The organism is Streptomyces zagrosensis (assembly GCF_014203645.1).
GTDB classification, from domain to species: Bacteria; Actinomycetota; Actinomycetes; order Streptomycetales; family Streptomycetaceae; genus Streptomyces; species Streptomyces zagrosensis.
Window position 1 is genome coordinate 855,919 of record NZ_JACHJL010000001.1, and the last position, 8,670, is coordinate 864,588.

Genomic DNA, 8,670 nt, shown 5'->3' on the forward strand with positions numbered 1-8,670 from the left:
GTGTGATTGACAGGCTGGTAGCGCAGCCCCTGTGGCGGTCAGCCGTTCTCCAGGGCACGCCGCGGCGGCAAGCCGCGGCGAAGCTGAGAAGGGCTGAGCAGTGAAGAACTCCAAGAGGGCCGCCGCCGTATCGATCATGGTCGGCGGACTCGCTGTCGCTGGGGCGGGCGCCGCCTCGGTGAGCGACGCCGTCGCTCACGGCAAGGCCGTGGGCTCGCCCGGGGTCGGTTCCGGCAAGCAGATCCAGGTCCCGGTGGACGTGCCCGTGAACGCCTGCGGTAACTCGGTGAACGTGGTCGGGTTGCTGAACCCCACCTTCGGCAACTTCTGCATCAACGTCTGATCGGGTACGCACCCTTTGACCGATCGGGTCCGTAGCGCGCTGTTCTCGCCAGGCCGGGGGCACCCGGCTGAGCGCCGCGCCCCCGGACCCTGATCTGACGCCCCCCGCAGCCCCTCCGGCCCCGTGGCACCTGGCGAATTCGAGTGGTCGTTGCAACACGGGGCCGGTCGCCTTCTCGGCGGGGATGCTTGCGGGCCTTCGTACGGTCTTCGTGTCTGGGGTCGGCCCCGCGACCGGAGCACATACGTCCATCGAGGGCGTTCCCCGGGGCCGCGAGCATTCGTCGGGCCGGTCCGGGGCGCAACAGGCCAGGGCAGTCCGGGGCAGTCCGGGGCAGTCCACAACAGAGCTGTCTGGCCCCTCACGGGTGACCCAGAGGTTACGGTCCGTCGCCGGATTCAACCCGATCGTGGGTAAACGCGCCCGCCACCCGTGTCACGTCAGTCACCCGAACGTTGTCAACATGCGGCCCCGCGGCTGGGGCCGTTAGGACATTCCAGCAGAAGGTAGAACCCCATGAACTCCATGAGCACTGTCAAGAAGGCCGCCCTGGTCATCGCCGCCGCCGGCGTGGCCGTCGGAGCCTCGTCCGGCGCCGCGTTCGCCGACAGCGGGGCCCGCGGCAACGCCGTTGGCTCGCCCGGTGTCCTGTCCGGTGACCAGCTCCAGGTCCCGGTTCACGTGCCGATCAACCTCTGCGGCAACACGGTCAGCGTCATCGCCGTGCTGAACCCTGCCGTGGGCAACACCTGCATCAACGCCTGATCACAGCGCCTTCTGTAGTCGAAAGTCCCCGCGGACCCGCCGTCTGGTCCGCGGGGACTTTCCCTGTCCCCTCCCTCCGGCCCTTCCCCGGCTTCTCGTCCGCCCCCGAGACCCCGCCGCTTCCCCGATCCCGTCTTAGGGTTGCCGTAGCCGCTGCTCCACGTACGCGTTGTAGGCCGCCACCTGAGCGCGCCGCGCAGTCCGCTCCACCGGACGCAGCGCCGCGGCCCGCGCCGCGATCTCGGACGCGCTCACCGCGCCACCGTGCTCGGGCCCGTACGCGATGTCCACCAGCGCAGCCACCCGCTGTGCCAACTCCAGCACCCGCACCGCGCGCGGCGGATAGCCCGGCGCAAGCACCTCACGGTTGCGCTCGGCCCGCGCCCGGTACGCATCGAGCGCCGCGGCGGCTACGGGACCTGATCCCGCCACATTCAACTGGGACAGCACCTGCGTCGCCTCCCGCAGCGCATCGGGCAGCTCCCGCTCCGCCTCGCCGAGCGAGGGCACATCCGCGGGCGGCGCCTCGCGGACCGGCAGACAGCGCCACAGAACCTCGGTGTGGACGTCCTCATCGGTCACCGCCCCGCCGTTCGGCGACCCAAGGCCCACAGCGCCGTCCGGCACCTGTGGCCCGGCCCGGCGCACCTCGGGCACCAGGCCGAGTGCTACGCCCACCGCGATCACCGCCTCACCCGCCTCAAGCGCCCGCGCGTTGAACTCCGGGGGCCCACTCAGCCCCAGCGGATGCCCCGCCACCGGCAGCGCCACACACAGCCCGGTCGCGCCGAGCGCACGCAACCGTCCTATCGCCAGCGTCAGACCGACCGGCGCCGCATTCGGCGTCACACCAGGCGGAGCAGGTCTCTCCGGCAGGTCGGCGACGCGGTGTGACGCATCCGCGCCGGTCATACGGTGCGCCGCGTCATCAGGGGAGACAAGCCCGGCAAGAAGGGCGTTTCCCCACGCGGCCAGGCGTCCTGAACGAGGTTCATCGAGCATGCCACCAGCCTAAGGACTGGCACCGACAACGGGTGGCGTAGGTTTTGCTTGGGAGCTGTGCCCGCCGGCACACGCGACATGACGAGACTGCAATGGGAGACAACGCGCTCATGAGCGATGTTCTGGAGCTGGTGGACGTATCTGTGGTCCGCGACGGCCGGGCTCTGGTGGACCATGTCTCGTGGTCGGTCGCCGAGGGAGAACGATGGGTGATCCTTGGCCCCAACGGCGCGGGCAAGACGACTCTCCTCAACATTGCCTCCAGCTATCTGTTCCCGACCGCCGGCGCTGTGCAGATCCTCGGCGAAAAGCTCGGCGGAGTAGACGTTTTTGACCTCCGGCCGCGCATCGGCATGGCAGGCATCGGCGTGGCCGACAAGCTGCCGCGCAGCCAAACCGTGTTGCAGACCGTACTCACCGCCGCCTACGGGATGACCGCGAGTTGGCAAGAGAGCTACGAGTCCGTGGACGAGGACCGCGCCCGTGCCTTCCTCGACCGGCTGGGCATGAGCGATTACCTCGACCGCAAGTTCGGCACCCTCTCCGAGGGTGAGCGCAAGCGCACCCTGATTGCCCGCGCCATGATGACCGACCCCGAGTTGTTGCTCCTCGACGAGCCCGCCGCCGGTCTCGACCTCGGCGGACGTGAGGACCTCGTGCGCCGGCTTGGCAGGCTCGCCCGCGATCCGTACGCACCCTCCATGATCATGGTGACGCACCACGTCGAGGAGATTCCCCCGGGCTTCACCCACGTCCTGATGATCCGACAGGGTGAGGTGCTAGCCGCCGGCCCCATGGAGAGTGAACTCAACTCCCGTAACCTGTCGCACTGTTTCGGCCTTCCCCTGGTCGTGGGGCGCAACGGTGAGCGCTGGACCGCGCAGGGCCTGCCACTGAAGTGATCCGCCGCGCGGCCGGCATCCCGCGTCGAAGCCTGGGCGCGACGGGGCCGATCGGCCCGTAATGGCGCAGACTGTGCGGTGCCCTGTCCTCGGTGTGATCCGACAACTACCATGACCCCGTGGACGCATGGGTGTGGTGGCTAATTGCCGCCGTCGGACTGGGTATCCCTCTCGTACTGACGGCGATGCCCGAATTCGGAATGTTCGCCGTGGGTGCCGTCGCCGGTGCCCTCACTGCCGCGCTCGGCGGTGGCGTCGTGCTCCAGGTGGTGGTCTTCGCCATCGCCTCGGTCGCGCTGGTCGCCGTCGTGCGCCCGATCGCCGCGCGCAACCGTACCCAGCGCCCGTCCCTGGCCAGTGGCATCGAAGCGCTGAAAGGCCGACAGGCCGTCGTCCTGGAGCGAGTTGACAGAGGCGGCGGGCGCATCAAGCTCGCAGGCGAGGTCTGGTCCGCCCGTTCCCTCGACGACGACCAGGCATACGAGCCGGGCCAACAGGTCGATGTGGTGGAGATCGACGGAGCGACCGCCGTCGTGATGTGAGCCGTACGAACAGGGATATGAGCTGTGCACACGAAGCGGCGCCCCGGCTGTGCGGTGGTCCGCTGATCTGACAGACTCACCTATCCAAGATCGACCGACAACCGAAGGGCACGGGGAGCCACAGTGGACTCGATCATCATCGTCCTGATCATCCTGGTGGTGCTCGTGTTTATCGCCTTGATCAAGACGATCCAAGTCATCCCCCAGGCGAGCGCGGCCATCGTCGAGCGTTTCGGGCGCTACACACGGACCCTCAACGCCGGACTGAACATCGTCGTCCCGTTTATCGACTCCGTACGTAACCGCGTTGACCTGCGTGAACAGGTCGTCCCCTTCCCGCCGCAGCCGGTGATCACCCAGGACAACCTGGTGGTCAACATCGACACCGTCATCTACTACCAGGTCACCGACGCCCGCGCCGCGACCTACGAGGTCGCCAGCTACATCCAGGCGATCGAGCAGCTCACCGTCACCACGCTGCGCAACATCATCGGCGGCATGGACCTGGAGCGGACCCTGACCTCCCGCGAGGAGATCAACGCGGCGCTCCGCGGCGTGCTGGACGAGGCCACCGGCAAATGGGGCATCCGCGTCAACCGCGTTGAGCTGAAGGCGATCGAGCCGCCGACCTCCATCCAGGACTCGATGGAAAAGCAGATGCGCGCCGACCGTGACAAGCGCGCCGCGATCTTGCAGGCCGAGGGTGTCCGGCAGTCGGAAATTCTGCGCGCTGAGGGTGAAAAGCAGTCCTCCATCCTCCGCGCCGAAGGTGATGCCAAAGCCGCCGCGCTGCGTGCCGAGGGCGAGGCGCAAGCGATCCGTACGGTCTTCGAATCCATCCACGCGGGCGACGCGGACCAAAAACTGCTCTCCTACCAGTACCTCCAGATGCTCCCGAAGATCGCCGAGGGCGACGCCAACAAGCTCTGGATCGTGCCCAGCGAGATCGGTGACGCCCTCAAGGGCCTAGGCGGCGCACTCGGCAACTTCGGCCCCATGGGCGGCAATTCAGGGTCGGGTGGCGGCTCGGAAGCTGCGCCCAGGCAGCGTCGCGAGCAGCCCGGGATCGACTGACGACAGCCGCACTACGCACGCGCCGGCCATCCGCGCCCGCGGCGGCCCAAGAGCCACCGCGCCGCAGTCAGTACACATGGTGACCGCACCCGGCGCACGACACGGCCCCGCCGCTCCACCGAGCGACGGGGCCATCGTTTTTGCCTCACACCGTTGCGGTGCCGTCAGGCGGGCACCGGCAGCCAGTCCGGGAGCGCCTGCCGACCAGCACCACCGAGACCCAGGACCAGGGCGTCCGATGGCGACGGCGCGAAGGGCGCGCGCAGCAACCGCATCCCCGCCTGCTCCGGCGTACGGTCCGCCTTGCGGTGGTTATCCTCCGCACACGAGGCGACGGTATTCAGCCAGGTATCCCCGCCCCCGCGCGACCGGGGCACCACATGGTCCACGGTCGTAGCCTTGCGTCCGCAGTACGCGCACTGGTACCGGTCCCTGACCAGCACCCCGCGCCGCGACCACGGCGCCCGTCTTCGGAAGGGCACCCGCACGTAGCGGCTCAGCCTGATCACACGCGGCACCGGCAACTCCACCGCGGCGGCCCGCACCCGAAGCTCGGGATGGGCCTGCTCGACAACGGCCTTCCCCTGAAGCACCAGCACAACTGCACGCCGCAACGTCACCGTGGACAGTGGTTCGAAGCTGGCATTGAGCACCAGGGTCTCGCGCATCCCGAACACCTCCCGCATCCCGGCCCGCCCCGTTTCGGGCACGGCTTAACTCTGGACGCGCGAGCCAGGGACGACAACGCAATTTCGGGCACTGTCCGAAACGAGAAGGCCCGTGCGCTCAGCCCCCATAGGGCGAATCGGACGTCAGGCAGTGGGCATGACGGGCATGACGTACGAGAGGAAGAGCCGGGGGCGGTACGGGCCAGGGCCCCCGCGCTCGTCGCCTCAGCCCACAGCTCTCAGCTCTCAGCCCTCAGCGGGAGCCTCGTACTCGCCGATCAACTGGGCACGCCCCAACGTATGGAAGCGCAGATTGAAGCCCACGAACGCGGGCGACGCCTCCGCGTCGGGGCCCAACTTGTCCGTGTCCACGGCATACACCGTGAACACATAGCGGTGCGAGCCGTCGCCGGGCGGCGGCGCGGCACCGCCGAAGTCCCGGGTGCCGTAGTCGTTTCGCGCGTGCACCGCGCCCTCGGGCAGCCCGGTGAACCCCTCGCTGCCCGCGCCGGCGGGCAGCTCGGTGACATGGGCCGGGATGTCGAAAAGCGTCCAGTGCCAAAACCCGCTGCCGGTCGGCGCGTCGGGATCGAAGCAGGTGACGGCGAAGCTCTTCGTCCCCTCAGGAAAGCCCGACCAGCGCAACTGCGGGGACCTATTGCCCGCGCCGTACACCTGATCGTCCTTCAGCACGCCGCCGTGCGTCACATCGTCGCTCTGCACGGTGAACGAGGGCACTGCCGGATGGAAGTCATGGGGAAGCGGGCGCCGGTTCTGCTCGGACACGTTGAATCCTCTCTGCTCGGCTCGCGTGACGATGCGGTCACGGCCAGCCTAGCGATCACCGCCGGCCCACGGCCGTCCGTGCTGCGACGATGGCTCATATGACCGAACCGAAACGCGGTACCCCCGACACTGGACCGCACACCGCGCACCTGCATCTCGACGGCGTACGCGACAAGGCCACGTTCCTCGACCGCTGCGCCCGGGACCTTGACCTCCCCGAATGGTTCGGCCGTAACTGGGACGCGCTCGACGAGTGTCTGCGCGACCTGTCCTGGTGGGGGCGTCCCAGCGGCTACGAGATTCGGGTACGGGGCTGGCAGGAGTTCCGTGCGGCGGCGCCCGATACAGCTAACACGGCGGCCGAGGTCCTGGCCGACGCGATCGCGTATTGGTCGGAACGCGGCACAACGCTGACGGTGACGTTCGACCAAGGGTGAGCCAAGGCGCGCGGCGAACGCGGAATGCCAACCGCTGACACGCTGAAACGCGTGAGGCGCGCACCGAGTCGCTCGGTGCACGCCTCACACAGCGCTCGGATGGCGAGCGCGCCTGCCGGTCAGAGCCAGTTGCGCTTGCCGCCCACGTCGGCCAGCCACTGATTGAGGTACGCGGCCCAGTCGGTGTCCTGGTAGTCAGCCAGGCCTACGGTGAAGGCGCGGTAGGAGTCGCTGCCCTCGGTGAACAGACCGGGCTTCTTGTCCATCTCCAGGACGACATCCATCGCCCGGTCGTCGGTGACGAACGTCAGCTCAATCTGGTTCAAACCCCGGTACTGCTGGGGCGCGAAGAATTCAATCTCCTGGTAGAAGGGCAGCTGCTGGCGCGTGCCGCGGATGTGCCCGCGCTCCAGGTCAGCGCTTTTGAAGCTGAAGCCAAGGCTGCCGAACGCATCGAGAATCGCCTGCTGGGCGGGGATCGGGTGCACATTGACCGGATCGAGGTCGCCGGAGTCCACGGCTCGCGCGATCTCCAGCTCCGTGGTCACACCGACATTCATGCCGGTGAGATGACGCCCCAAGAACATGGTGACCGGCGTCTCCCACGGAACCTCTAGGGAGAACTGCACGGCGTGCACGGCACCGGACTGCACCTCGAACGCGCCGCCCAGCCGCTGCTTGGTGAACTCGATGTCCTGCTTGGTCTCCTGGTCGTTGCCTTCTACCTCGACCCTGGCCTGAAGGCCAACCGAGAGACTTTCGACTTGCTGGGCCACGGAACCGCCCTGGATACGCACCTCACCCTGGACCACGCCGCCGGGTACGACGTTCTCCTCGGTAAGCACTGTCTCCACCGAAGCACCGCCAGCTCCCATGCTCGCGAGCAGCTTCTTGAAGCCCATGTTCTTCCTCCCCAGGACGCGACACACTTTCGTCGCCTCGGTCGTGATGCCTGTCGATCGGTACACACGCGAATCCGTGTCGGCCGGTTCCGCGCCACAGACCTCGGCAGCCCGCTTCGCCCGCTCCAAGCAGTTCGCACGAGCGGTGCCGTACCCTCGGACCGCGTGACTGTGGGACCTGACCGTACGCCGCTCGACCGCTCGTTCTTCAACCGCCCTGTGCTCCAGGTCGCTCCTGACCTACTGGGCCGGACACTCGTCCGCCGCACACCGCAGGGACCAATCGAGGTGCGCCTGACAGAAGTCGAGGCGTACGCAGGGTCAGCCGATCCCGGCTCGCACTGTTACCGGGGCCGCACCGAGCGCAACGCCTCGATGTTCGGCCCGCCCGGACACGCATACGTCTACTTCACCTACGGCATGTGGCACTGCCTCAATCTGGTGTGCGGCGAGGCCGGGACTCCCAGTGGTGTGCTCCTGCGTGCGGGCGAGATCATTCACGGCCAGGAGTTGGTCCGCCCCCACCGCCCCACCGCGCGCAACGACCACGAACTCGCCAAGGGGCCGGCGCGGCTGGCCACGGGGCTGGGTGTGGACCGGGTCCTGAACGGCAGTGACATCTGTGCCGGCCCGAAGAGCGCGCTGAGCGTGCTGCACGGCGACCCCGCTCCTGCCGATCAGGTGCTCAGTGGCCCGCGCACAGGAGTGGGTGGGGAGGGGGCGACCCACCCATGGCGCTTTTGGATTGCGGACGACCCCACGGTCAGCCCCTACCGGGCCCACGCCCCCAGGCGCCGCAACCGCTCAGCGTCGGGGACGAAGCTTGACTCGAAGCGTCCAGGCGCCTAACGTAGCCCGAGCCGCTTGAGACGGGCAGTGCTGTCAGTGCGATCGGAAGATCGCGCAGATGCCGCCCCAGACGGCAAAAACCACTACGACGCGCGGCCCTTGATCGGGATGTATTTCGGCATGCCGGAATGCGATTCGAAAGCTTCGATTATGAAGCTCCGGGGAAATCCGCTAACGTAGTGGACACGCCGGAAGGCGCGAAACAAAACCCCGCTCCAACAGGGGACCGGAAACAAATTCCGCTGGAAACAGCGGGAAAAGGATCTGGTAAGGTTGGAAACACCGAAGGGAAGCGCCCGGAGGGCCCCGGTGAAACGGGACCGAAGGAAGCGTCCGTTCCTTGAGAACTCAACAGCGTGCCAAAAGTCAACGCCAAATTTGTTGACACCCCGTCTCCCAC

11 protein-coding genes are annotated in these 8,670 nt (G+C 67.8%); 7 read left to right on the forward strand and 4 right to left on the reverse strand.

The window, feature by feature from the left end:
• The first annotated feature begins 100 nt into the window (after positions 1-100).
• Positions 101-343, forward strand: a complete 243-nt coding sequence (locus FHS42_RS03620; RefSeq protein ID WP_184568976.1) for a chaplin — start codon at positions 101-103, stop codon at positions 341-343.
• Positions 344-868: 525 nt separating this feature from the next.
• Positions 869-1,108: a chaplin gene (locus FHS42_RS03625; RefSeq protein ID WP_184568977.1), complete on the forward strand. Its 240-nt coding sequence runs from the start codon at positions 869-871 to the stop codon at positions 1,106-1,108.
• A gap of 135 nt (positions 1,109-1,243) precedes the next feature.
• On the opposite strand, the gene FHS42_RS03630 is transcribed toward FHS42_RS03625, so the two are convergent.
• Positions 1,244-2,110 (reverse strand): Rv1486c family protein, encoded by an 867-nt coding sequence (locus FHS42_RS03630; RefSeq protein ID WP_184568978.1) that lies wholly within the window; start codon positions 2,108-2,110, stop codon positions 1,244-1,246.
• Between the two features lie 110 nt (positions 2,111-2,220).
• Between FHS42_RS03630 and FHS42_RS03635 the strand changes: the two genes are divergently transcribed.
• The 3 genes from FHS42_RS03635 to FHS42_RS03645 all read left to right on the forward strand — a co-directional run bounded on the left by FHS42_RS03635 (position 2,221) and on the right by FHS42_RS03645 (position 4,628).
• The gene (locus FHS42_RS03635; protein ID WP_184568979.1) at positions 2,221-3,012 is read left to right on the forward strand and encodes an ABC transporter ATP-binding protein; all 792 of its coding nucleotides are present in this window, start codon (positions 2,221-2,223) and stop codon (positions 3,010-3,012) included.
• 119 nt (positions 3,013-3,131) lie between these two features.
• A complete protein-coding gene (locus FHS42_RS03640) occupies positions 3,132-3,554 on the forward strand; it encodes an NfeD family protein (protein WP_312866690.1) in 423 nt (140 codons plus the stop codon).
• Between the two features lie 123 nt (positions 3,555-3,677).
• Positions 3,678-4,628, forward strand: coding sequence for an SPFH domain-containing protein (locus FHS42_RS03645; protein ID WP_184568980.1), 951 nt, complete (start codon positions 3,678-3,680; stop codon positions 4,626-4,628).
• A 164-nt stretch (positions 4,629-4,792) separates the two neighbouring features.
• Here the strand turns inward: FHS42_RS03645 and FHS42_RS03650 are convergent, their stop codons facing one another.
• Together FHS42_RS03650 and FHS42_RS03655 are read right to left on the reverse strand one after the other, a co-directional pair.
• Positions 4,793-5,296, reverse strand: coding sequence for an HNH endonuclease (locus tag FHS42_RS03650; protein ID WP_184569094.1), 504 nt, complete (start codon positions 5,294-5,296; stop codon positions 4,793-4,795).
• Positions 5,297-5,542: 246 nt separating this feature from the next.
• On the reverse strand, positions 5,543-6,082 hold the full coding sequence (locus tag FHS42_RS03655; RefSeq protein ID WP_184568981.1) for a YbhB/YbcL family Raf kinase inhibitor-like protein: 540 nt from the start codon (positions 6,080-6,082) through the stop codon (positions 5,543-5,545).
• A gap of 98 nt (positions 6,083-6,180) precedes the next feature.
• On the opposite strand from FHS42_RS03655, the gene FHS42_RS03660 reads away from it, so the two are divergent.
• On the forward strand, positions 6,181-6,519 hold the full coding sequence (locus tag FHS42_RS03660; protein WP_184568982.1) for a barstar family protein: 339 nt from the start codon (positions 6,181-6,183) through the stop codon (positions 6,517-6,519).
• 119 nt (positions 6,520-6,638) lie between these two features.
• On the opposite strand, the gene FHS42_RS03665 is transcribed toward FHS42_RS03660, so the two are convergent.
• Positions 6,639-7,421, reverse strand: coding sequence for a sporulation protein (locus FHS42_RS03665; protein ID WP_184568983.1), 783 nt, complete (start codon positions 7,419-7,421; stop codon positions 6,639-6,641).
• A 165-nt stretch (positions 7,422-7,586) separates the two neighbouring features.
• Between FHS42_RS03665 and FHS42_RS03670 the strand changes: the two genes are divergently transcribed.
• The gene (locus FHS42_RS03670) at positions 7,587-8,270 is read left to right on the forward strand and encodes a DNA-3-methyladenine glycosylase (protein ID WP_184568984.1); all 684 of its coding nucleotides are present in this window, start codon (positions 7,587-7,589) and stop codon (positions 8,268-8,270) included.
• The last annotated feature ends 400 nt before the right edge of the window (positions 8,271-8,670 follow it).